At 68.9% G+C, this 22,467-nt stretch carries 23 protein-coding genes and 1 pseudogene; 11 read left to right on the forward strand and 13 right to left on the reverse strand.

Translation table 11 applies throughout. From position 1 onward, the window contains the following. Positions 1-3 precede the first annotated feature (3 nt). Positions 4-177 (forward strand): hypothetical protein, encoded by a 174-nt coding sequence (locus HVO_RS21000; protein ID WP_004041794.1) that lies wholly within the window; start codon positions 4-6, stop codon positions 175-177. 51 nt (positions 178-228) lie between these two features. On the opposite strand, the gene HVO_RS13880 is transcribed toward HVO_RS21000, so the two are convergent. From HVO_RS13880 to HVO_RS13890, 3 genes are all read right to left on the reverse strand, one after another. Further along, positions 229-2,136: a cation:proton antiporter domain-containing protein gene (locus HVO_RS13880; protein WP_004041795.1), complete on the reverse strand. Its 1,908-nt coding sequence runs from the start codon at positions 2,134-2,136 to the stop codon at positions 229-231. Between the two features lie 129 nt (positions 2,137-2,265). Continuing rightward, entirely contained in the window at positions 2,266-4,266 is a 2,001-nt protein-coding gene (locus tag HVO_RS13885; protein WP_004041796.1) for an AMP-dependent synthetase/ligase, read from the reverse strand. 97 nt (positions 4,267-4,363) lie between these two features. Further along, positions 4,364-5,272, reverse strand: coding sequence for an MBL fold metallo-hydrolase (locus tag HVO_RS13890; RefSeq protein WP_004041797.1), 909 nt, complete (start codon positions 5,270-5,272; stop codon positions 4,364-4,366). A gap of 84 nt (positions 5,273-5,356) precedes the next feature. Between HVO_RS13890 and HVO_RS20210 the strand changes: the two are divergent. The 3 genes and pseudogenes from HVO_RS20210 to serS all read left to right on the forward strand — a co-directional run bounded on the left by HVO_RS20210 (position 5,357) and on the right by serS (position 8,861). Further along, positions 5,357-5,591: pseudogene (locus tag HVO_RS20210) on the forward strand (hypothetical protein). A 141-nt stretch (positions 5,592-5,732) separates the two neighbouring features. Continuing rightward, entirely contained in the window at positions 5,733-7,301 is a 1,569-nt protein-coding gene (locus HVO_RS13900; RefSeq protein WP_004041799.1) for an SLC13 family permease, read from the forward strand. 177 nt (positions 7,302-7,478) lie between these two features. Beyond that, positions 7,479-8,861: a serine--tRNA ligase gene (gene serS / locus HVO_RS13905; protein WP_004041800.1), complete on the forward strand. Its 1,383-nt coding sequence runs from the start codon at positions 7,479-7,481 to the stop codon at positions 8,859-8,861. Between the two features lie 49 nt (positions 8,862-8,910). Here serS and HVO_RS13910 read toward each other — a convergent pair whose 3' ends face one another. After that, positions 8,911-9,264, reverse strand: coding sequence for a nuclear transport factor 2 family protein (locus HVO_RS13910; RefSeq protein ID WP_004041801.1), 354 nt, complete (start codon positions 9,262-9,264; stop codon positions 8,911-8,913). A 128-nt stretch (positions 9,265-9,392) separates the two neighbouring features. Here HVO_RS13910 and HVO_RS13915 point away from each other — a divergent pair, with 128 nt between their 5' ends. Beyond that, positions 9,393-9,890, forward strand: a complete 498-nt coding sequence (locus HVO_RS13915; protein ID WP_004041802.1) for a DUF367 family protein — start codon at positions 9,393-9,395, stop codon at positions 9,888-9,890. 45 nt (positions 9,891-9,935) lie between these two features. Here HVO_RS13915 and HVO_RS13920 read toward each other — a convergent pair whose 3' ends face one another. Further along, entirely contained in the window at positions 9,936-10,298 is a 363-nt protein-coding gene (locus tag HVO_RS13920) for a DUF5518 domain-containing protein (RefSeq protein WP_004041803.1), read from the reverse strand. A 213-nt stretch (positions 10,299-10,511) separates the two neighbouring features. On the opposite strand from HVO_RS13920, the gene HVO_RS13925 reads away from it, so the two are divergent. Further along, on the forward strand, positions 10,512-11,489 hold the full coding sequence (locus HVO_RS13925; RefSeq protein WP_004041804.1) for an NOG1 family protein: 978 nt from the start codon (positions 10,512-10,514) through the stop codon (positions 11,487-11,489). Positions 11,490-11,632: 143 nt separating this feature from the next. Here HVO_RS13925 and HVO_RS13930 read toward each other — a convergent pair whose 3' ends face one another. The 4 genes from HVO_RS13930 to HVO_RS13945 form a co-directional block, all read right to left on the reverse strand. Beyond that, a complete protein-coding gene (locus tag HVO_RS13930; RefSeq protein WP_004041805.1) occupies positions 11,633-12,385 on the reverse strand; it encodes an SIMPL domain-containing protein in 753 nt (250 codons plus the stop codon). Positions 12,386-12,475: 90 nt separating this feature from the next. After that, the gene (locus HVO_RS13935; protein ID WP_004041806.1) at positions 12,476-13,780 is read right to left on the reverse strand and encodes a TIGR00341 family protein; all 1,305 of its coding nucleotides are present in this window, start codon (positions 13,778-13,780) and stop codon (positions 12,476-12,478) included. Positions 13,781-13,822: 42 nt separating this feature from the next. Further along, positions 13,823-14,554, reverse strand: coding sequence for a 5-formyltetrahydrofolate cyclo-ligase (locus HVO_RS13940; protein WP_004041807.1), 732 nt, complete (start codon positions 14,552-14,554; stop codon positions 13,823-13,825). Between the two features lie 91 nt (positions 14,555-14,645). Continuing rightward, a complete protein-coding gene (locus HVO_RS13945) occupies positions 14,646-15,236 on the reverse strand; it encodes a helix-turn-helix domain-containing protein (RefSeq protein ID WP_004041808.1) in 591 nt (196 codons plus the stop codon). A gap of 485 nt (positions 15,237-15,721) precedes the next feature. On the opposite strand from HVO_RS13945, the gene HVO_RS13950 reads away from it, so the two are divergent. Both HVO_RS13950 and engB read left to right on the forward strand, forming a co-directional pair. Further along, positions 15,722-16,054 (forward strand): DUF7344 domain-containing protein, encoded by a 333-nt coding sequence (locus HVO_RS13950; RefSeq protein WP_004041809.1) that lies wholly within the window; start codon positions 15,722-15,724, stop codon positions 16,052-16,054. Positions 16,055-16,192: 138 nt separating this feature from the next. After that, positions 16,193-16,810 (forward strand): GTP-binding protein EngB, encoded by a 618-nt coding sequence (gene engB / locus HVO_RS13955; protein ID WP_004041810.1) that lies wholly within the window; start codon positions 16,193-16,195, stop codon positions 16,808-16,810. 59 nt (positions 16,811-16,869) lie between these two features. On the opposite strand, the gene ddh is transcribed toward engB, so the two are convergent. The 3 genes from ddh to HVO_RS13970 form a co-directional block, all read right to left on the reverse strand. Next, entirely contained in the window at positions 16,870-17,796 is a 927-nt protein-coding gene (gene ddh, locus HVO_RS13960; protein ID WP_013035655.1) for a D-2-hydroxyacid dehydrogenase, read from the reverse strand. Between the two features lie 20 nt (positions 17,797-17,816). After that, positions 17,817-18,062, reverse strand: a complete 246-nt coding sequence (locus HVO_RS13965; RefSeq protein WP_004041812.1) for a DUF3179 domain-containing (seleno)protein — start codon at positions 18,060-18,062, stop codon at positions 17,817-17,819. 374 nt (positions 18,063-18,436) lie between these two features. Next, complete coding sequence (locus HVO_RS13970) at positions 18,437-19,678, reverse strand: NUDIX domain-containing protein (RefSeq protein WP_004041813.1); 1,242 nt, start codon at positions 19,676-19,678, stop codon at positions 18,437-18,439. 60 nt (positions 19,679-19,738) lie between these two features. Between HVO_RS13970 and HVO_RS13975 the strand changes: the two genes are divergently transcribed. The 3 genes from HVO_RS13975 to HVO_RS13985 all read left to right on the forward strand — a co-directional run bounded on the left by HVO_RS13975 (position 19,739) and on the right by HVO_RS13985 (position 22,145). Continuing rightward, a complete protein-coding gene (locus HVO_RS13975) occupies positions 19,739-20,233 on the forward strand; it encodes a metallophosphoesterase family protein (protein ID WP_004041814.1) in 495 nt (164 codons plus the stop codon). A 117-nt stretch (positions 20,234-20,350) separates the two neighbouring features. Beyond that, positions 20,351-21,106, forward strand: a complete 756-nt coding sequence (locus HVO_RS13980) for a coenzyme F420-0:L-glutamate ligase (RefSeq protein ID WP_004041815.1) — start codon at positions 20,351-20,353, stop codon at positions 21,104-21,106. A gap of 52 nt (positions 21,107-21,158) precedes the next feature. Beyond that, on the forward strand, positions 21,159-22,145 hold the full coding sequence (locus HVO_RS13985) for a 5,10-methylenetetrahydromethanopterin reductase (RefSeq protein WP_004041816.1): 987 nt from the start codon (positions 21,159-21,161) through the stop codon (positions 22,143-22,145). Here the strand turns inward: HVO_RS13985 and HVO_RS13990 are convergent. Next, entirely contained in the window at positions 22,099-22,335 is a 237-nt protein-coding gene (locus tag HVO_RS13990) for a hypothetical protein (protein ID WP_004041817.1), read from the reverse strand. The genes HVO_RS13985 and HVO_RS13990 overlap by 47 nt on opposite strands. Positions 22,336-22,467: the final 132 nt, after the last annotated feature.

Below are 22,467 nucleotides of genomic sequence, written 5' to 3' on the forward strand. Positions count from 1 at the left end.
GTGATGAACCTCACGACGACCGCCCTGTCGGGGGCGTTGGCGGCGCTGGTGGCGGCGGCCGCCTCCGCGGGATTCGGATTCGTTTCGAGCCCCGCTCCCGGCGCGTCCGTCTGGGTCGTCCTCGTCGCGCTCACCGCCGGCTACTGGGCGGTGTTCGTTCGGTGGGCCCGGCGCTGAGCGGTCGGGGGCGACGCGAAAAACCGAACGAGCGCCGGGCGGCGAGAGCCGCTATTCGGGGTTGACTAGCTCTTCTGCGTCCCGGACGGCCTCGCGCTCGCCGATGATGGTGATGCGGTCGCCTTCCTGGAGTGTGTACTCCGCGTTGGGGACCGTCGTGTCACCGTTCCGCGAGACGAGCGTGACGAGACAGCCGTCCGGCAGTTCGGGTCCGACCTCGCGGATGGTCCGACCGATGAGTCGCTCGGCGGTGACCTCGACCTCTTGGACGTCGCCGGAGCGACCGATTTCGCCCATCCAGTTCGACATCGACGGGCGCTCGATGTAGTTGTCGAGCGCCTGCGCCGTGGCGATGGTCGACGAGATGGTCCGGACGCCGAGTTCTTCGAACGCCTCGACGTTGTCGGGGTTGTTCGCCCGCGCGAGGACGCTCTCGGGGTCGAACTTCGAGTTCGCCAACTGCGCGACGAGCAGGTTCACGTCGTCGTCGCCGGTCGCGGCGACCACGAACTTGGCGTTCGCGGCCCCCGCGGAGCGCAAGACGCTCGTGTCGGCTCCGTCGCCGTGATGGACGGTAAAGCCCATGTTCCGGGCCGTCTGGACTACTTCTTGGTCCTGCTCGATGAGGACCACGTTCTCTCCGCGGTCTGCGAGGCGTTCGGCGAGCGCACGGCCCACTTTCCCGCCTCCGATGATGAGTACACGCATTGGGATGACGTCGAGGTATTCTGCAATCCGGCGAGCGAGACCGGCCTCGAAGACGACGGTCGTCAGGATGACGAGGAACACCGTGCCGACGAGAATCGAGGCGCTCTGGTTCAGCGCGGCGGCCTGCTGGGTCATTCCCTCGGCCGCCAGTCGCGTCGCCTCCTCCTGCAGGGCGATAGCGAACAGCGAGGCCACGGACGCGGGGATGATACCGCGCGGGCCGACGAAGCTCATGAAGAGCTTCTCTTCTCTCGTGAAGCGGTCGCCGCGCGCCGAGACGAAGACCAAAAACGGCCGAATCACGAGCGCGACGGCGGCGACGACGGCGAGGCCGCCGACGCCGAGATTCAGGAGGTTCTGGAAGTCCAACAGCGCCGCGAGGGCGATGAAGACGAACGACAGCACGAGCAGCGTGATGTCGCCTTTGAACGCCGAAATCTCCTCTTCGTACGGCACGTCCGCGTTGCCGAGGAGGATGCCGGCGGTCGCCACCGCGGCGATGCCGGCCTCCGTGGCGACGTAGTCGGCGGCCGCGTAGGACACGAGCGCGCCGGCGAGGACGAGCAGGCGCGCGTTCTGCGGCGCGTTGCCCGGCGAGAGGTCGACGTACCGGAGCGCGTAGTACAGCGACCCGGCGACGATTGCACCCACGACGACGCCGACGCCGAGGCGCTCAGCGAACAGCGTCACGAGGGCGTCGGGACTACTGACGCCTTCGAGGATGGCCTCGAAGATGACGACGGCGACGATGGCCGCCGTCACGTCGTTGACGATACCCTCCGTGTCGAGCGCCGCGCCGACCCGGTCGCGGACCGGGACGACTTCGAGAATCGGCGCGATGACCGTCGGTCCCGTCGCGACGAGGAGCGCGCCCACGAGGAACGACACCGGCCACGGCGCGCCGAGCGCGTAGTGGACGACGACGCCCGTCGCGACGAACGAGATTATCGCGCCGACGGTGACGAGTCGGAACGTCGCGGCCGGCGCTTCCCGTAGCTTGTCGATTCGAAGGTGGAACGCGCCCTCGAAAACGATGATAGCGACCGAGAGACCGACGATGGCCTGTAGTGCGTTCCCGAACGAGTCGGGAGAGATGACGCCGAGGACCTCCGGGCCGAGCAGGATGCCCGACGCGATGAGGAACACGACGCTGGGGACCTGAAAGCGGTCCGAGAGCACCTGCGAGACCACGCCGATGCCGATTATCGCGGCGACGAGCGGGATGAGGTTCGCCCCTCCTGCTGCGGCCACTTATATCGCCTCCATGGATTCGGTTCATGTGACGACGGAAGATAAAACCATACATCTCGGGCGGTATTTCCGCGGCCTTGTGGATACGTATGACCGCAAAACGCTCGAAAAAGTTTAGGCTGTCAGATTTCACTGGGTCGCATCCCGCTCGCGACTCCGTCGCTCCTCGGTCCCGCGGTCCTCGTCGTAGATGAGAGACACCTCGTCGGCGTAGCGGTCGAGGATGTTCCGGCGCTTTTTCTTCATCGTCGGCGTCATCAGGTCGTTGCCCTCCGAGAACTCCTCGGGCACGACGCGGAACTGCTTGATTCGCTCGTAGGACTCGAAGTTCTCGTTGGCCGCGTCCACCTCGGTCTCGATGCGCTCGTACACCCGGTCGTCGCGGCAGACGGCCTTCGGGTCGTCCGGGAGGTCGATGCCCTCCTCGGCGGCCCACTCCCGCAGGCCGTCGAAACTCGGGACGATGAGCGCCGAGACGAACTTGCGGCCGTCGCCGAGGACCATGCACTGCTCGACCACCGGCGAGGAGGCGAACGCGTCCTCGATGGGGCCGGGCGCGACGTTCTTCCCCGTCGAGAGGACGAGAATCTGCTTGGCACGCTCGCGGAAGGCGATGTAGCCGTCGGGCCGGCGTTCGACCACGTCGCCGGTGCGGAACCAGCGTCTCCCCTCGTCGTCCTCGACGAACGCCGCCTCGGTCTCCTCGGGGTCGTTCCAGTAGCCCTCGGTGACGCTCGGCCCGCGGACGAGCAGTTCGCCCACCTCGCCGCCCGCCTCGCCGAGTTGGTCGCCGACGACGGTCGTGTCGAGTTTCGTCTCGACGTTCCGAAGCGGATAGCCGATGGTGCCGATTTTCGGCGCTTCGGGTGGGTTGACCGAGATGACCGGCGAGGTCTCGGTGAGGCCGTAGCCCTCGTAAATCGGCAGGCCCATCGCGTGGTAGAGCGCGCACAGCTCGGCCGAGAGGCTCCCGCCGCCGCTGATGAAGAAGTCGAGATTGCCGCCGAGTGCGTCGCGCACCTGCCCGAACACGAGGCGGTCGGCGAGGCGGTGTTTCGCGGTGAGCAGGTAGCCCGGCGCGTCGGTCGTGTGGTACGCCTGCCCGACGCCGACAGCCCACTCGAAGACGCGCTTTTTCGCCGGCGACTCGCTGGCCTGCGCCCGAATCGCGTCGTACAGCTTCTCGTACACGCGAGGGACGCTCGTCCCGACCGTCGGTCGGACGAGTTGGAAGTCCTCGCGGAGCGTGTCGGGACTTTCGGCGTAGGCGACGGTCGCGCCCGCCGCGAACATCATGAAGTGGCCGGCCATGCGCTCGAAGACGTGCGCCAGCGGCAGGAACGACAGCGTCACCGCGTCGGGACCGATGACCGGGGTATCGCCTTTGTCCGGGCGCGGGCCGAACCGCCGATAGCTCTCGTTGACGTTCGACCGGAAGTTCCAGTGGGTGAGCCGGACGCCTTTCGGCTGGCCCGTCGTCCCCGAGGTGTAGATGAGGCTGGCGAGGTCCTCTGGGTCGCGCTCGTCCAGCCACGACTCGTAGGCCGCCTCGTCGTACGCTTCCTCGCCGCGGCGATACAGCTCCCCGAGCGTCAGCACGTCCTCGCGGTCGTCGTGGCCGTCGTACTCGTCGACGACGACGATAAACCGCAGGTCCAACTCGTCTTCGACGGCGAGCACGCGCTCCAGTAGCGCCTCGTTTTCGACCACGACGGCGTCCGCGCCCGGGTCGGAGAGCAAGTACTGCGTCTGTCGCTCCGACGACGAGGTGTACACCGTGGTGACGACGCCGCCCGCGGCGAGGACCGCGAAGTCGGTCTGCGCCCACTCCATGCGCGTGTGCGAGAGGACGCCGACGCGGTCGCCGCTCTCGATGCCGAGGTCGCGGAACCCTGCCGCGAGGCGGCGGACGATGCCCCGCATCTCGTCGTAGGTCAGACCGGCGTAGTCGCCGTCGGGGGCCGCCGGAACGACGCCCTCAGCGACCAGCGACCGCCGATAGATGCCGCCTTTGTATCGCTGCGCGACCCGCGAGGCGTTCCGCGAGGCGCTCGCTTCGAACATCCGTGGGAGGGTCGTCCGCTCGATGACAGGGTCGTCGAACGCCGCCTCCGCGTCCCGCCAGTCCATGTCCTGTTAGTTGTCATTCACCATTTAAAACTATGTACGTTCGGTCTGTTGAAAGCCCGCGATACCGCGGGGAAACGCTGATTGCGACCCGCTCGCGTCACTCGTCGTCGCCGATGTAGTCGAGGTAGCCGAGCACGCCGCGGGTGTTCAGGCGCTCTTCGTCGCGGGCCTTCCGCTCGCCCCACTCCTCGTCCATCTGGGTGTGTTCGACGAAGTGGTCGATGACGGCCTCGTCGACGCCGAGCTCCGCGCGCTTCTGTCGGATGGCCTCGACCCACTCCACGAGGACGCGCTTGTACTTCTCGGCGAGGTCGGTGTCGTAGGGCTTCGGGCCGAAGTGGCCGAAACAGACCGTCTCGGGGTCGATGTCCTCGATGGTCCGCACGTCGTCGAGCGCCTTCTGGAGGTGGAACTGCGAGGGCGGCGAGGTCTGGCGGAGCGTCCGCGACCGCGGCTCCCAGATGCCGAGCGCGTCGCCGACGAACAGCACGTCGTCGCCGTCGTCGTGGAACATCACCTGATGCGGCGCGTGGCCGGGCGCGTGGTGGACCGTGAGCGTCCGGTCGCCGAGGTCGATTTCGTCGCCGTCGGTGAGGCCCTCGACGCGGTCTTCCTCGATGGGGAGCGGTTCGTCGTAGAAGCGCCACTGGTCTTCGACGGCCGCCTTCGTGCCCTCGATGAGCCGCGAGGGGTCAACGAGGTGCGGCGCACCGAGTTCGTGGGTCATGACGGTCGCGTCGGGGTAGCGCTCGGCGAGGTAGCCCGCGCCGCCCGCATGGTCGAGGTGGACGTGCGTCGGCAGGATGTACGCGAGGTCGTCGACGCCGACCTCGTCGAGCATTCCGAAGACCGCCTCCCTGTCGGCGGCGATGCCGGTGTCGACGAGCGCCGGCCTCTCGGCGTCGACGAGGTAGACCGTGCCGTACTTCTCCACCTCGTACATCCCGCTGTCGACGTAGTAGAGGTCCGTGCTGTCCGGGACGGGTTCGACGTCGCCAATAGCCATAGTTGACGGCCGTCTCCGGGGAAGAAAAGCGTTCGGTCGCCCCGACCCCCCACGTTGATTACGGGCGACCGCAAAGCCGTCTCCATGTCCGAACAGGGCAGCGACCCGCTCCCGGACGTCGACATCACGGACATCTCCCCGATGGCGTGGCGACTGCTCAGAGTCGCCGCCGGCTACAACCAGCGGGCCGTCGAGCGCGCCGTCGACGACCTCATGCAGGCGCACGTCTCCATGCTCGAATCCGGGAGCCGCGGCCTCTCGCGGTCGCGCCGCGGAACTCGACGACGGACAGGTCCGCACGCTCGTCGAACACTTTTAAATCGCGTCGGGGCGCGACGCGAAACCCCCGCTTCAGTCTGCCGATTTCGACGCGTCGACGGCTATCGACGCCGATATACCGCCGTTCGCTACCGTATTGAAAATAATTAAGTAAGACTATCGTTAGAGATACCGTGTATCAATGATACGCGGTGTTACAAAGACTGCTCGCGGACGATTTTCCGTCTTCACGCTCGCCCTCGTCGCGTCCCTCGCGCTGGCCTTCGGGCCGTCGCTTGAGGGACTCTCGACGCGGGGACAGTACGCATTAGCGACGATGGTGTTCGCCGGCATCCTCTGGGTGTCCGGCGCGCTCCCTCTCGCGGTGACGGCGCTGTCGATACCGGTGTTGCTCACGGCCTACGGCGTCTACGGCGATATCGACCCGGCGCTGGCGGGCTTCGCTGACCACCTCATCTTCCTCTTCATCGCCGGCTTCATGCTGGCGAACGCGCTCCAGAAGTACAACATCGACCGCCGCATCGCGCTGTGGCTCATGGCTGTCATGGGGTCGTCGCCGCGGCGGCTCATCCTCGCTATCATGCTCGCCACGGCGTTCCTGTCGATGTGGGTTTCGAACACCGCGACGACGGCGATGATGACGCCCATCGCGCTCGGCGTCCTCGCGCAGGTGCTCGGCCGCGAGGAGGTCTACGAGGCCGACGCCGCCGAGGGCTCCTTCTCGAACATGCAGATAGCGACGCTCCTCGGCACCGCCTACGCCGCGAGCGTCGGCGGGGTCGGAACCCTCATCGGCACGCCGCCGAACGCGGTCGTCGCCACCCAGCTCAACGCGCTCCTCGGCTACGACATCGGCTTCGCGGAGTGGCTCCTCGTCGGCCTCCCAATCGTCGCCATCACCCTCCCCATCGTCTGGTATCTCCTCACGTTCCGGTTCTACCCGCCCGAGGTCGACGACGTTGAGGGTGCCCGCGAACAGGCCCGCGAGTACCTCGCCGACGAGGGCGCGCTCTCGACCCGCGGCCGCCGGGTCGCGTACATCTTCGCCGTCACCGCCGGGTTGTGGGTGCTCGGCGGCCTCGACCTCGCGTTCGAGGGCGTCCTCTCGGACCAGGTGTTCAACACCCTGTTCGGCACCGCCGAGGGGACGACCCTCCTCGGCGTCGAGGGCCATCAGGGCCTCCTGTACTACGTGATGGTCGGGATGGTCTCCATCCCGGCGCTCGTCCTCGCGGACACGATGGAGTGGGACGAACTGGTCGACATCGACTGGGGGACGATTCTCCTCTTCGGCGGCGGCATCTCGCTGGCCGACGCGTTCGCCTCCACGGGCGCGACGCGGTGGCTCGCCGAGGCCGTCTTCGGCTCCTTGACCGGCGCGCCCATCGTCCTCGTCGTCGGCGCTATCGTGCTTCTCGTCATCTTCCTCACGGAGATGACCTCGAACACCGCCACGGCGACCATCATCGTCCCCGTGCTCATCGGTATCGGGAGCGTCTTCGCGGCGACGCTCGGGCTCACCGAGGTCTCCGCGGCGGTGTTCCTCGCGGTCAGCGGGGCCATCGCGGCCTCGTTCGCGTTCGCGCTGCCGGTGGCGACGCCCCCGAACGCCATCGTCTTCGGGAGCGGCCACATCAAGCAGTCCCACATGATGCGGGCCGGGGCCGTCCTCAACGTCGTGATGACCGGCGTGCTGACCATCCTCATCTGGTTCCTCTTCCAGTTCGTCTGGCCGGCGTTCCTCTGGTAGTCGCTTCGTCGGCTTCCGACCGCGGCGGCCGCTCTCACCGCGGTGTCGGGGTGTTCCGCCGACGCCGTTTCGTCGCGCGCATTCGGCGCGGATTCCTCGCGTTCGCCCGCCGCGTGCTCGCCCCCGTTCCTCAGCGATGCGATACGATTTTCCCGCCCGCCCGGAAATCACAGCCCAATGATTGACAGGCAACTACTCCGCGACGAACCGGAGCGAGTTCGCGACGCGCTCGCCGCCCGAAACATGGAGGACGTGGACATCGACCGCGTCCTCGACGTGTACGACGAGTGGCGCTCGCTGAAGGCCGAGGGCGACGACCTCCGCCACGAGCGCAACGAGGTCAGCCAGCAGATCGGCCAGCTGAAACAGGAGGGCAAAGACGAGGAGGCGCAGGAAGCCATCGACCGCTCGGGCGAACTCAAAGAGGAGCTCCAGGAGCTCGAAACCCGCGCCGACGAGCTCGAAGCGGAACTCGACGAGGCGCTCATGGAGCTGCCGAACCTCCCCCACGAGTCGGTCCCCGTCGGAGCCGACGAGGACGACAACGAGGAGGTCCGCCGCGTCGGCTTCGACGACCTGCGCGAGCTCCCCGACGAGGTGACGCCGCACTACGACCTCGGCGAGGAACTCGACATCATCGACGAGGGTCGCGCGGCCAAGACCACCGGCTCGGGCTTCTACTTCCTGAAAGGCGAGGGCGCGATGCTCGAACACGCGCTCGTGCAGTTCATGCTCGACGTGCACCGCGAACAGGAGTACGTCGACCTGTTCCCGCCGATTCCGGTCAAGACCACCTCGATGGAGGGCACCGGCCAGCTCCCGAAGTTCGCGGAGGACGCCTACCGCATCGGCGGCGCGGAGACAGAGAACTACGACGACGACGACCTGTGGCTCTGTCCCACCGCGGAGGTGCCGGTGACGAACATGTACCGCGACGAGATTCTCCTGAAGGACGACCTCCCGCTGAAACATCAGGCGTACACGCCGAACTTCCGGCGCGAGGCGGGCGAACACGGCACCGAGACTCGCGGCATCGTCCGCGTCCACCAGTTCAACAAGGTCGAACTCGTCAACTTCGTCGAACCCGACGAGTCGTACGACCGGCTCGAAGCGCTCGTCGACGAGGCCGCCGAAGTGCTCGACCGACTCGGCCTGCCGTACCGCGTCCTCTCGCTTTGCACCGGCGACCTCACCTTCGCGTCGGCGAAGACCTACGACCTCGAAGTGTGGGCCCCCGGCACGGAGTCCGAGGACGCCCCCGAACAGGGCGGCCGCTGGCTGGAAGTGTCGTCGGCCTCGAACTTCGAGGACTTCCAGGCGCGCCGCGCGGGCCTCCGCTACCGCCCCGAGCGCCACGAGTCGGCGGAGTACCTCCACACGCTCAACGCCTCGGGCACGGCCGTCGGCCGCGTGATGGTCGCGCTGCTCGAATACTACCAAAACGAGGACGGCACGGTCGACGTGCCCGAACCCCTCCAGCCCTACATGGGCGGCCGCGAGGTCATCGAGGGTCACGAGCCCGTCGGCGAGGCCGCGGTCGGCGCTGGCAAGAAAGACTGAGCGTCTGACGCGCCGCGACCCCAGTACTCCGATTTCCAGCGACGCCCCGTCAGTTCGCCGTCGAGGATTTGACGAACGTCTTCAGCTCCGAGAGCTTCCCGTCGCGCGCTCGAAACCGGTCGAGAAAGACGAACAGCTCGTCGCCATCGCCGTCTTCGAGGTGGCCGCGGACGACGATTTCGTCGTCGGACTTCGACTGGATGTAGCGTTCGATGACGTGTCGCGTGTCCTTCTGCGGCCGGTCGTCCCGCATGAACGTGACGAACTCCTCGCGCCCCGAGAGCGTCATGTCGCCGCGGTGCTGGACGAACTCCGGTTCGAGGAGGTTCCGAAGCATGTCGTATCCGTGGTGGTCGAGCGCCGTGTAGTACTGCCGGGCCAGATACGTCGCGTCGGGGTGCACGCGCTTTCTTCGTCGGCGGGCGGGAAGAATCCGACGCCGGCGCTGCCGGCCCTGTCGGTGTTGCCGTCGAACGCCCCGGCCGACACCGCGTTCGGGACGCTTTTCTCCGCCAGCCGCGTACCGCGGCTGTGGACCTGCACGTTCGATACGAGGGCGACGACGACCCGAAGAAGTGCACGGCAAAGAAGCTCGAACGCTTCGACATGGCCGTCCTCCACGGCTCCGACCGCGAGACCCCCTACGGCGTCGTGCTCAACCCGCACGCCGACAGGGCGCTGTCGCCCGCCGACGCGGACACCGGCGCGCTCGTCGCGCTCGACTGCTCGTGGGAATCGGCCGGCGAGGCCATGTTCTCGCTCCCCGGCGAGCACCGCGCGCTCCCCTATCTCGTCGCCGCCAACCCCGTGAACTTCGGCCGCCCGATGCAGCTGACGACGGTCGAGGCGATAGCGGCCGCCCTCGTCATCTTCGGCGAGAAGAAGCGGGCCGAAGACGTGCTCTCGAAGTTCAACTGGGGCCACACGTTCCTGGAACTCAACGAGGAGCCGCTGCGCCGGTACGCGGCGTGTGCGGACTCGACCGAGGTCGTCGAGATTCAGCGGGAGTACCTCGAACGCGGCGAGTAGCCCGTTGCGACGCCCTCCAACCGCCGCCTCAGATTCAGCTCAGCCTCAGCCCTTCACCCACGCGCCGGCGGCCCCGGCGATGGCGCTGTCGATTGCGAAGATGAGCGTCAGCACGACGCCCGCGACGAGGACGCCGACGCCGCCGAGGAGGCCGCCCAGCGGCCCGCCGGCGAGTCCGAGCAGACTCCCGAGGAGCGCCGCGAAGAGCGTGACGACGATGCCCGAGATGGAGCCCGCGACGAGGCCGTTCCACGCGCCGTTGCCGAGCGTGCCGCCCGCGAGGTAGCCCGCCGCGAAGCCACCGAGCAGGCCCGCGCCGATTTGGCCGACGACGGGGAGCGCCAGCCCGCCCGTGCCGACGACGACGATGACGACGAAGCCGACGGCGACAGCTTTCCAGTCAGTCATGCGTCGAGGTAGGCCGCGGGCGGGCAAGAACTTCGTGGCGGCCCGGGTGGGGCGGGTCGTCCGGCCGCGCCCGTTCGCGTCCCCGCGCCGACCCCCTGCGACCCCTTCGCTTCCGGTCGAACCGTGCGGGAGACCTGCACGGCGAATCCCCCGCTCGAAGCGCCGAGCCCCAAACGGACGCGCTTTTACGGCTCGGCCATGTAGCGGACTGCAATGATTTTCGAGTCTCTCCCGACCACGCCCCGGTCGGACGAACTCATCGACAAGGCCTTCTCGCGGGCCGCGCGCACGGGGCGAGCGAAGCAGAACAAGTTGGAGGCTCAGCAGTCGATGCTCCAGACGGCGTCGAACATCCTCTCGGACAACCTCGAGAACGTCGTCGTCGAGTGGCCCGACTTCGAGACGGTCGACCCCTTCTACTACGAACTCGCCGACGCCATCGTCGACGTCGACGAGGTCCGAAAGAGCCTCTCGGAAGTGATGTGGGCCTCCCGGCAGGTCGACAACATCGCCCGCGAGTACCAGCCGAAGCTCCGCAAGACCGACGCGGACCTCGCGCGCAAGCACCGAAAGCAGGCGTTCGCCCGCATGGCGAGCGTCGTCGAGGAGGTCGAAGACGACCTGCTCCGCATCGGCGAGGCGCGCGACGCCCTGAAGGACCTCCCCGACATCCGCCCGGACGAACCGGCAATCGTCGTCGCCGGCTACCCGAACGTCGGCAAGTCCTCGTTCGTGAACGACGTGACCCGCGCGTCGAACGAAATCGCCCGCTACCCCTTCACGACGAAGGGCGTCCAAATCGGGCACTTCGACCGCGACCGCATCCGCTACCAGATTATCGACACGCCGGGGCTGCTCGACCGTCCCGAAGACGAGCGCAACGACATCGAGCGGCAGGCCGTGAGCGCCCTCGAACACCTCGCGGACGCCGTCCTCTTCGTCGCCGACGCCAGCGGGGCGTGCGGCTACCCCATCGAGTCGCAACTCGAACTCCGCGACGCCGTGAAAGCGCGCTTCGAGGAGCGAGACATCCCCGTCCTCACCGTCTGTAACAAGAGCGACCGCTCGACCGACATGGACGCCGACATCTACATGAGCGTCGAGACGGGCGAGAACGTCGAGGCCGTCCTCGACGCCGCGGTCGAGGCCATCGGGTTCGAACCCGACATCCCGCCGTCGCGCAACGAGTAAGCGACGCGGATTTTCCGGTTCTGTCGGTTTCGCCACGCCGCGAGCCCAGAGCGCCGCGGCTACGCGGTGGGTGTCGGAGAAAGAGGGCGCGAGGTGGGTCGAACCGTGGTTCGGTCAGCGATTCGGTCAGCGGGGGCGGGTTCCTATTCCGATTCGGCTTCGTAGACCATCTGGACGGTCGCCGAGACGGTCACGGGGCCGGGCGAGAGCTCGGTCGAACCGGACGAGGCGCGGGCGGCGTCCTCGGCGTAGGCGACCGGGTACGGCCCGGGCGAGGCGCTGCCGCCGACGGTGGCGGTGTGGACGCCCGTGACGGTCAGGTCGGCGGCGCTGGCGACCGAGTCGGCGTCGGCCTTCGCGGAGTCGACGGCGCGGGTCAGGGCTTCTTCGCGGAGTTCGGCGCGCTTCTCGTCGGTGAGCGTGAAGGCGACGCCGCGGATTTCGCTGGCACCGGCACCGACCGCGAGGTCGATGACTTCGCCGGCGCGGTCGGGGGCGACCTCGACGCGGAGGGTGTGGGCGGCGCGGTAGCCGAGGAGTTCGCGTTCCTGACCGCTGTAATCGTACTCGGGGTAGATGTTGAAGCCGGTCGTCTGGACGGCGTCCTCGGCGATGCCGGCGTCGGTGAGGGCGGCGCGGACGGCGGCCACGTCGTCGGCGACGGTGCCGCGGGCCTCGTCGGCCGAGTCCGCGGTGGTCGTCACGGCGATGGAGACCACGGCGAGGTCGGCGTCGGCGGTCACTTCGCCGGTGCCGGTCGTGGAGACGGTCGTCGCGTTCGTCGCGTTTATCCCGTCTGCGCCCCCGTCGGCCGTCGTCTGCAAGGGTGCCGAGAGGCAGCCAGCGAGGAGGACGAGGCCGACGAGGAATATCGGAGCAATCGTGCGTCGTTGCATACCTCTCGTACGTCGGTTCAGCTATTCAAGCCGCGCTAGAGACAAAGAGCGACTGTAGCCTTCGAAACGGGAGACGGGACGCCGGTCGCCCTACTCCACGACGGCGACGTAGCGCACTTCGACGTCGATTTCGCTCGCCCCCCACGGCGACAGCGGTTCGGGGGCGACGGCGTTCACCCGCCTCGTGAGTTCGCGTTCGACCATCGGCGGGTCGGAGGCCGGGTCGTAGCCGACGGTCACGACGATTCCCTCCGGCTCTTGCAGCGGCCCGCTGCCGTACCGCAGCTCCATCGACAGCAGGCGGGCGTCGGTGTCCGAAAGCGCGTCTTCGATGGCGTCGTGCGCCTCCGACTGGAAGTCGGCGTTCCGGTAGGTCGTGTAGGTGACCGCGCCGAGGAACGACGAGAGGACGAGCAGGCCGACCCCGATGACGGCGATGCGGAACAGGGCGGCCCGGCGGGCCTCGTCGCGACGAATCCAGCGCTCGGGGCGGTAGCCCTGTCGCCAGAGGACGCCGATGGCGACGAAGTTGACCGAAAGGATGTTGACGAGGACGAGGATGGCCGACCCGACGACGGCCTCGGGCGCGCCCCACGCGATGCCGATGCCGACGACGGCGGTCGGCGGGACCAACGCGGCGGCTATCATGACGCCGACGAGCGCGGTCGAGACGCCCGAGGAGAGCGAAATCGCGCCCGCCGCCCCCGCGCCGAGCGCGATGACGAGCGACAGCACGTCGGGCGCGAGGCGCTCGTCCACCTCGGGAATCGACAGCACCTCGGCCGGTGACAGCGGGACCGCCCCGGTCTGTTTGAGCAGGAAGGCGAAGGCGGCGGCCGCGCCGACCGCGAGGAGGCCGCCGAGCGCTTGCAGGCGAACCCCGCGGGCGAACATCTCGTCGTCGTCGACGACGGTGCCGACGCTCGCGGACATCGCGGGGCCGACGAGCGGGGCGATGACCATCGAGCCGACGACCACGGCGGGCGAGTCCAGAAGCAGGCCCGCGGTGGCGACGAGCGCCGAGATGACCGTCATGAGCACGTACGTCGACACCGACGGCGCGAGGTCGGCGGCCTTCGAGGCCAGCTCCTCGCGGGCGATGCGGTCGCCGTTCTCGTCGTCTTCCTCGTACTGCTCGCGCAGTTGATCGAACCGCTTCGAGGCGACCGTCTCGGCCGCGACGACGACGGTGTAGGCGTCGCGCTCGACGCCCGCTTCGCGGAGCCGAGCCAACACCGGTTCGACGGCCTCCTTTGGGACCGGGAAGGTGACGACGGCGACGAAGCCGCGCCCGGAGGTCTCCTCGGAGACGGCGTAGTCGACGCCCTCCTCGTCGAGCGTCCGCAGGACGGCCTCGCGCTTGCCGGTCGGCACCAACACCTGTACGAGTCGCACGGCCTCACGTCGGCCCGGGCGGTGAAATAAGCAGGGGCTCGGCTACTCGCCCACCGCGCCCGACTCGTCGCGCAACCGCCGGAGGACGGGCATCTCGTCGAGGCGCTCGTCGGGGAGCGCGCCCCAGTCGATTCCCTCGGGCCGCGGATACGGGGTCTCGGTTCGGACCAGCCGGTCGGGGGTGACGACGAAGTCCATCGGCACGTCGTGGGCGTCCGGCTCGGGCAGGTCGTCGCGGACCTGTCGCTCGTGGACCGTCGTCGCCACGGTCGTCTCCGCGGTGACGGCTCCCAGCCCCCGCAACACCGCGTATTCGAGGTCGCTGAACCCCTCGCCCTTCCCGACGCGAGCGCCCGTCTCGGAGACGGCGACCGACCCCGAGACGACGAGGTCGATGGGCGGCAGCGCGTCGGGGCCGACCGTGTCGGCGTAGGTCTCGACGTGCGAGACGGTCGGCGCGCTGTCGAGGTGTTCGTCGTCGATGCGCGCGGGGTCGAGTTCGTAGAAGCACTCCTCGTCGCGGAGTCGCGGGACGGCCATGTAGACGGTCTTGCCCTCGCGGAGCGCCCGCCGCCTGACGGGGAGTTGCGGGGCGTCCGGGTTGGCCTTCACCGCGTCGGCGGCGGCCCACTCGGGCGTCGCCGCGAGTCGCTCGGCGGCCGCCGTCGCGTCGTCGAAGTTCGGGATGCGGCCGTGCGGCGGGAAGGGAAACCGGGCCGCGCCCGACGATTCGAGGTCGTCCCACACCGTCGTTCGGAGCGTCGCTTTGTCCATCGCGTCGCCGTCGCGTACTCGCGCCGGGCCAATAGCTCCCCCGCTCGGGCCGCGAGCGGTTCCGGCCGCCGCGCAGTCTCCCAGTCGGTCGTTACGAGAGGTCGGCCGCCGACTGCGACAACAGCACCTTCCGGAGGACGGTGTCGGCCCCGCGGCGGACGCGCTCGGAGGCGGCCTGCGGGCTGATTCCGAGTCGGTCGGCCACCTCGTTGAGCGTGGTTCGCCGCGGAACCTCGAAGTACCCCTCGGAGACGGCGGTGACGAGCGCCTCCTGTTGTTCGTCGGTGATGTCGAAGTTGTAGACGCCCGGTTCGCCCTCCGCGAGGGTGTAGATGCGCTCGACGTGGAACTCGATGGTCTCGTCCTGACAGCGGTTGTGGAACTCGGTGAGCGCCGCGTGGTCGTTGAATCTGAGGCGGAACAGCCACGGGTCGTTGCCGCGGGCTTCGAGAATCGTCGCCTCGCTGTCGGTGAGAACCCGGGTCAGACTCGACGTGGACTCCCCCCAGTTGACCTTGTACAACACCCGGTCTTCGATGCGGGCGACGGCCGCCAAATCGTCGACGAGCCGGTCGTCTCGGACGACGCGCTCTAACTCGAGGTGGACGCCGTTCGACACGGCGGTGACCCTCCCGAGGCCGAAGCTCTCTGAGTCAATCGTCAACTCGACGATTACGGCCATTGCTGGCTCTCATTTAGCAGCCGCTGTATTGAACACCTATGTCAACCGAAAACCACGACCGCGCCCGGAGGTCGGCCTCGTCGCCGCCGGGGCGCGCTCGTGTTCGGCAGGATTTCGGCCGACAACGTTCGTGTGTGACCGCAGCCCACTCGGACGCGCGCCCCATCGATTTCCCGGATGCACTACTTCAATGACCGGACTGTGAAAGCAGAAAGAGAATGCTGGCTTGCTAGCTATGACCCCTCGGGGGACGTAGTTGTGAACGCACACAGACATCGACAGCCGTACGCCGCCCGACAGCGCCGTGGTGGTACAGCCGCGTACCGACGTGTGACTGACGAGCCGCGCTCTCGACGGTACCGGTATCGGGTGGTGTTCGCCGGGTGCCCGGAGCGGGGCCTGTCAGCGACTCGCGGAAGCCGCGTTATCTCGGCGTCTCGCGCCCGTCCCGCGACGCCCGTTCGGATTCGACGGGGGTTGCGCCGATGGTAGCCACAGCGTCCCCCCGCCTCGACGAGGCGTTCGACGCCCTCGGAAACGTCCATCGGCGACGGTTGCTGTTGGGCCTGCGCCGACGGCGACGCACGCGCCTCGACGCGGCAACGCGGGACGCGGCCGTTGGTGGCGGCCGCGACCGCGACCGACTGAAGCTGGAACTGTTCCACGTTCACCTGCCGAAGCTCGCTGACGCCGGCTTCGTCGACTGGAACCGTCGTCGCGGTTCCGTCGCGTGCGGCCCTCGATTCGACGAAATCGAGCCGCTGCTGCGATTCCTCGACGAGCACGCCGGCGAGCCATCGGTCGGCGGCTGTGACTGACGCGGCCGCCGCATTCACGCGTCGTCGTCGAGTCGCTGTGGGGGCGACTCGCCCGGAGGCGTGATTTTTCGACGCCGACGCCGCGCACCGGCGGGTCCGTTCCGCCCACCTTATCCGTCGCGGTGGCGAACCACCGGTATGTTCCAAGACCGACCGGACCGCGACGAAATCGTCCTCGTCGGGCGGTCGAACGTGGGGAAGTCCACCCTGATGCGAGAGCTGACGGGTCACAGCAAGTTCACGACGGGCAAGAAGCCCGGCGTCACCCGAAAGCCCAACCACTTCGACTGGAACGCGGAGAAATTCATGTTCACCGACCTCCCCGGGTTCGGCTTCATGTCCGGCGTCGACCGCGACACCCGCGAGGCAATCAAGACCGACGTCGTCCAGTACATCGAGGAGCACGCCGACGACATCCTCGCGGCGGTCCTCGTCGTCGACGGGAAGAGCGTCATCGACATCATCGACCGCCACACCACCGAAGACTCCATCCCGCACGACGTGGAGATGTTCTTCTTCCTCGACGAACTCGACATCCCGACCGTGGTCGCGGTCAACAAGATGGACAAGGTCGACGACCGCGACGAGCGCCTGAACGACCTCTGTGACCGCCTCGGCCTCTTCCCGCCGTGGAAGCAGTGGCGGAACGTCATCGCGCCCATCACGGCCAAGCGCGGCGACATCTCCCACCTCGAAGACGCCCTGCGGTCGCACCTCCACGAACAGGGCCGCGACGACCTGTTCAAGTTCCTCTGAGCGACGCGCCGTCCCGCCGACACCCCCGCGACCGCCCGCGACCAGCCCCCCAAGCGAACTCACGCCACGCGGTTCGTGAGCGGGTCGCCGGCGGCTATCTTCTCGACGTTCTCCCGCACGAGCGCCGCGATGTCCTCGTGGTACTTCCCCGTCGCGGCGCTCACGTGCGGCGTGACGAGCACCTCGTCGAACTCCCACAGCGGCGACTCCGATGGAAGCGGTTCCGCTTCGAACACGTCGAGCGCCGCGCCCGCGATGTCGCCGGCGTCGAGCGCCGCCACGAGGTCGGCCTCGTCGACGACGGGGCCGCGCGCGACGTTCACGAGATAGGCGTCCTCGCGCATCGCTTCGAACGTCGGCGCGGCGACCATGCCCTCGGTCTCCGCGGTCAGCGGCATCGCCAGCACGACGAATCGGGCGTCGGCGACGGCCTCGTGCAGTCGGTCGGGGGTGAACACCGCCGAGACGTTTTCCACGGGGTCGCCGGAGCGCCGGACGCCGACGACCTCCATGCCGAGGGCGGCCGCGCGGTCGACCACGCCCCGGCCGAGCGTGCCGAGGCCGACGACGCAGACGCGCTCGCCGTCGAGGGTAAAGGGCTCCGTGTAGCGCGGCAGGTCCCACTCGCGGTCGCGCTGGGCGTCGCGGTAGGCGTGGAGACGGCGGGCGAGCGTCAGCATGTAGCCGACGACCGTCTCGCCGACCGTGGTCCCGTGGACGCCGGTGCTGTTCGTGAGGGCCGTGCCGGCCGCCTCGTAGTCGGAGACGGGGTACTCGTCGTAGCCGGCGCGGACGCAGTGGACCCAGTCGGCGTCGACGAAGGCGTCTCTGTGGCCGAACGTGGCGACCGCGTCGCCCGGCCCGAACTCCTCGTCGTCGCCGACGCGCTCGACGGGCACGCCGCGGCCCGAAAGCGCCTCGACGAACAGCCCCGGGGGCATCGTCCGACCGACCGACTCGTCGACCGCGATGCGTTCGATGTGCATGGCCGAGGGGTCGCGGCGGCTCACGAAGGACGTTGCGGCTTCGGCGTCGGTGTCCGGTTTCGGGGCTCCGGTCGAGGGTCGGCGCGCCACTCGCCCCACGTCGTCACCGACGACGGGAGAATCGCCAGTCGCTCGCCGGACTGCGGGCCACAGATGCCGGTCGCCAGCAGTTGACTCCAGTAGCTTCCGGTCGCCTCGTCGTAGAGTACGAGGTTGGCGGCGTTTCGGAGTTCGGCGTCGCCGGTCAGGACCGACGCGCCGAACACCCGCCCCTCGGCGGCCGCACATTACCTTCGGTACAGCCCGCGAGTCCGGCGGCCGCCGCGCTCACGACTCCGAGAAACGTGCGGCGGTACATACCCCTCTTTGGTCGTTCGGCGGCAAATAGCTAGCTCGAAACGGCTGATTCGGCGCGCCACGGTCGCGGACGCGGCGCTCCGGGGCAACGAGATTCGGAGCGATAGAACGACGGGTCGTCAGTAGTTGGTGGCTCGGATGAAATCTATCATCACAAGGGGCTGAGTGGGGGTAACCTTCGTCATCGCCACCGAATCGGAGTCCGGGTCGGACGTTCAAGAATCCACCCTTTTGCCCCCGCCGGCAGTGGTCCCGGCGGTTCCCAGAACCCCGCACTCCCGACTCAGTCGTCCCACGCCGCCAGCGCGGCGTGTTCGTCCGCGACCGCGCCGATGTCGCCCGCGTTCAACACGCCCGATTCGGTGACGACCCCCGAGAGCGAGTCGGCGGGAACGACCTCGAAAAGCGGGTTCTCGGTTCCTATCGCGGCCTCGCCGTCGTACAGCGCGCCCGCGTCTTCACCGGCGAAGCGGTCGTCGCCGCGCACCTTGTCGCGGGCGCAGACGGCGAACACGGGCACGTCGGCGCGGGCGGCCGCGAGCGCGGCGGGGAGGCTTCCGACCTTGTTGACGACGCCGCCGGACGCGAGCACCGAGTCGGCTCCGAGTAAGACGGCGTCGGCCCCGCCGGCCGCGACGAGTCCGGGGAGCGCCGCGTCGGTGGTTAGCGTCACGTCCCGCCCGTCGCGGGCGAGCCGTTCCGCGACGCCGACGCCCTCGCCGCCGGGTCGGGATTCGGAGACGAGGACGGCGACTGCGGCGGCCTCGGCGGCTTCGAGCGCCGCGAGGACGGTCCCCGACCGCGAAAGCGTGGCGAGTCGGTCGACCCCGCGCTCTCTGATGAGTTCGGCCGCGCGGGCGGCCGCCGCGTCGTCGGCTTCGGCGGCGGCGTCGATGGCCGCCTCGGCGCGGCGGCGAACCGATTCGGGGTCGGAATCCGATTCCGCCATGACGCGGTTGACGCGATTCTCGACGGCGGCCATGTTCGGGCGGGCGTCGCGGAGTCGCCGGGCGACCGATGCGACCGCCTCCAACGAGTCCGCCTCGGCGGCGGCGTCGCGCAGGACCTCCAGCGCCCGGAGCGAAATCCACGTCGACCCGTGGGTCTCGTCGTCGGCGACGGTCTCGACCGCGGGCGCGACCCGGCGGTAGGTCGCCCACAGTCCGGGGACCGCCTCGCGCTCCCGAATCGCGGTCGGGTGGACCCACTCGACCGCGGCGAGTTCCTCGTCGGTGTCGATATCGCGGCTCCGCGCGTCGAACAGAAACGGGTGGACGGTCCACTCGCGGCCCTCGTCGGTGACCGTGAGGGGTTCCCCAGCACGGACGAGTTCGGCGTCGGTCTCGCGGACGCCGACCTCCTCGGCGAGTTCGCGCCGGGCGTCGCGCTCGGCGTCGGCGGGGTCGCCCTCGACGTAGCCGGAGACGCCGGCCCAGCGGCCCTGATACGTTCCGACGGCATCGCTCCGACGGGTGAGGAGGACGCGGCCGTCGTGTCGAAGGAAGACGGTGGCGACGTGTGGCATATCGTGACTTACGGCCGCGACTGACAAAACGACTATTCAGGCCGGTCGCGTGGTGTCGGTATGCGACTCGCCATCCTGAGCGACACGCACGTTCCGGGGCGGGCCGACGGGATTCCCTCGTGGGTCGAAGCCACGGTCCGCGAGGCCGACCTCGTGATTCACGCGGGCGACTTCGACTCGCCGGCCACGCTCGACCGCCTCCGCGACCTCTCGGCGCGGTTCGTCGGCGTCAGCGGGAACGTCGACCCGCCGGGCATCGACCTCCCGTTCGTCGAAATCGTCGAGGTCGACGGGCTCACGTTCGTCGTCACTCACGGCACGGGCACGCGAACGGGCTACGAGTCCCGCGTCGCGAAGACGGTCAGAGACGCCGCGGGCACCGACGCGGTCGGCGTCGCGGGCCACATCCACGAGGTGGTCGACGAGGTAGTCGACGGCGTCCGCGTCCTCAACCCGGGCACCGCGACGGCGGCGAACCCGGGCGACGACGCGACGATGATGGTCGGCACGGTCACCGACGGCTCGGTGTCGGTCGAGGTCGTCCGCGACGACTGAGGTCGGCGCGTCGTCGCGCTGTCTCGCAGCTGAGCCGCTTCCGGTCGCCCGCCTGCGATACCGGCCCGGTTCGCCAGCATCCCGTCGTTTTTCACCGCCCTCGCCCTCCGAAGCGGTATGGAGCTGTTTCCCGTCCCCGACGTGCCCGAGATTCGCGAGGGCGACGACCTCGCCGCCCTCGTCTCCGAGCGCGTCGACCTCCGGCCCGACGACGTGGTCTGCGTCGCCTCCACCGTCGTCTCGAAGGCCGAAGGGCGGTTCGCGGACCTCGACGACTTCCCGGCCGGCCCGCGGGCGCGCGAACTCGCCGCTCGCCTCGCCGAACTGACCGGCGACGAGAAGGACCCGCGGTTCGCGCAGGCGGTCCTCGAAGAGAGCGTCGACCTCGTCATGTCGGAGCCGTTCCTCCTGACGGAGACGCGGTTCGGCCACGTCGGCGTCAACGCCGGCATCGACCGCTCGAACGTCCCCGACCACGACCTGCTGTTGCTCCCGAAGCGCCCGAGCGAGTCGGCAGAGCGCATCCGCGCCGGCGTCGACGCCGACCGAGTCGTCGTCACCGACACCTGCGGCCGGCCGTTCCGACACGGCCAGCGCGGCGTCGCCATCGGCTGGGCGGGCCTGAGCGCCTCGCGCGACTGGCGCGGCGAGGCCGACCGCGACGGCCGCGAACTCGGCGTCACCGTCGAGAGCGTCGTGGACGAACTCGCCGCGGCCGCCAACCTCGTGCAGGGCGAGGGCGACGGCGGCACGCCCGTCGTCGTCGTCCGCGACTTCGAGTGGGGCGACCACGGCGAAAGCGACGCCCACTTCCGCGACATCGACGGCGACTTCGTGCGACAGGCGCTCCGCGAGTGGCGCTACGACCTCTGACGACCCGCTTCACCATTCCACACTCACACCACGCTCACACTACGTTCACACCATGCTCGGACTCGAACTCACCCCGGAACATCCCGTCGACGACCTCGTCGAACTGGGCGCGCAGGCGGAACGCGAGGGCTACGACTCGTGTTTCGTCTCGTGTCACTACAACAACCGCGACCCCTTCGCGGTCCTCGCGCGACTCGCGGCCGAGACCGACGACATCCGCCTCGGCCCCGGCGTCGCCAACCCCTACGAGCTACACCCCGTGACGCTCGCCGGCAAGGTGGCGACCGTCGCTGAAGCCTCGGGCGGTCGCGGCCTCCTCGGCATCGGCCCGGGCGACCCCTCGACGCTCCGCAACCTCGGCCTCGAAGACGAGCGCGGCCTCCGCTCCGTGCTGGAGGCGTTCAAGGTCGCACAGAAGCTCTGGGACGGCGAGCGCGTCAGCCACGACGGCACGTTCGAGGCGACCGACGCCGGCCTCAACTTCGACGTGCCCGGCGAGGTGCCGGTGTACGTCGGCGGCGAGGGCCCGCACATGTGTCGCATGGCCGGCAAGCACGCCGACGGCCTGCTGTTCAACGGCTCGCACCCCGACGACCTCGCGTGGGCCCGCGAACAGGTCGATATCGGCGTCGAGGACCGCCCCGACTCCCGCGGCGAGTTCACCCTCGCCGCCTACGCCAGCGTCTCCGTCTCGGAAGACGCGGACGCGGCCCGCGAGGCCGCCCGACCGCCTGTCGCCTTCATCGCCGCGGGGGCGGCCCCGCCGGTCCTCGACAGACACGGCATCGACGCCGACCGCGCGAGCGACATCGGCGAGAAGATTTCCGCCGGCAACTTCTCCGAGGCGTTCGACCTCGTCACGCCGGCGATGATAGACGCCTTCTCGATGGCCGGCACGCCCGACGACGTTGCCGACCGGATGGACGCGGTGCTCGAACACGCCGACGGCGTCGTGGTCGGGTCGCCGGTCGGTCCCGACCTCGAAGAAGCGATCACTCTCGCTGCGGCGGCCTACCGCTCGACGAACCGACACCGATGATGCCGAGTTCCGCGCCGAGTGCGCCGAGGGCGACGTAGGCGAACGCGCCGACGGCGAGCAGGATGAAGACGTTGCCGAAGAGGAAACTCACCGTCGTAAGCGGATCGCTCAGCGCCACGTCGGCGAAGGTCACCACCAGTTCGAGGACGCTCGTGAGGAGCGCGATGACGAAGTCCGTGAGTGTTGCCATGCGCGACTCTCGGGAGTCGGGGGTATTGATTGTGTGGGTTTCGCACGGCGCTCACCCGTCCGGTGGAACTCGCCTCGCCCCCCGGTTCGCGGCGGTCGTCCACCGCGCCGCTCGGTCGGCACCGATAAGCAC

The sequence above is a fragment of the Haloferax volcanii DS2 genome (assembly GCF_000025685.1).
GTDB lineage: Archaea > Halobacteriota > Halobacteria > Halobacteriales > Haloferacaceae > Haloferax > Haloferax volcanii.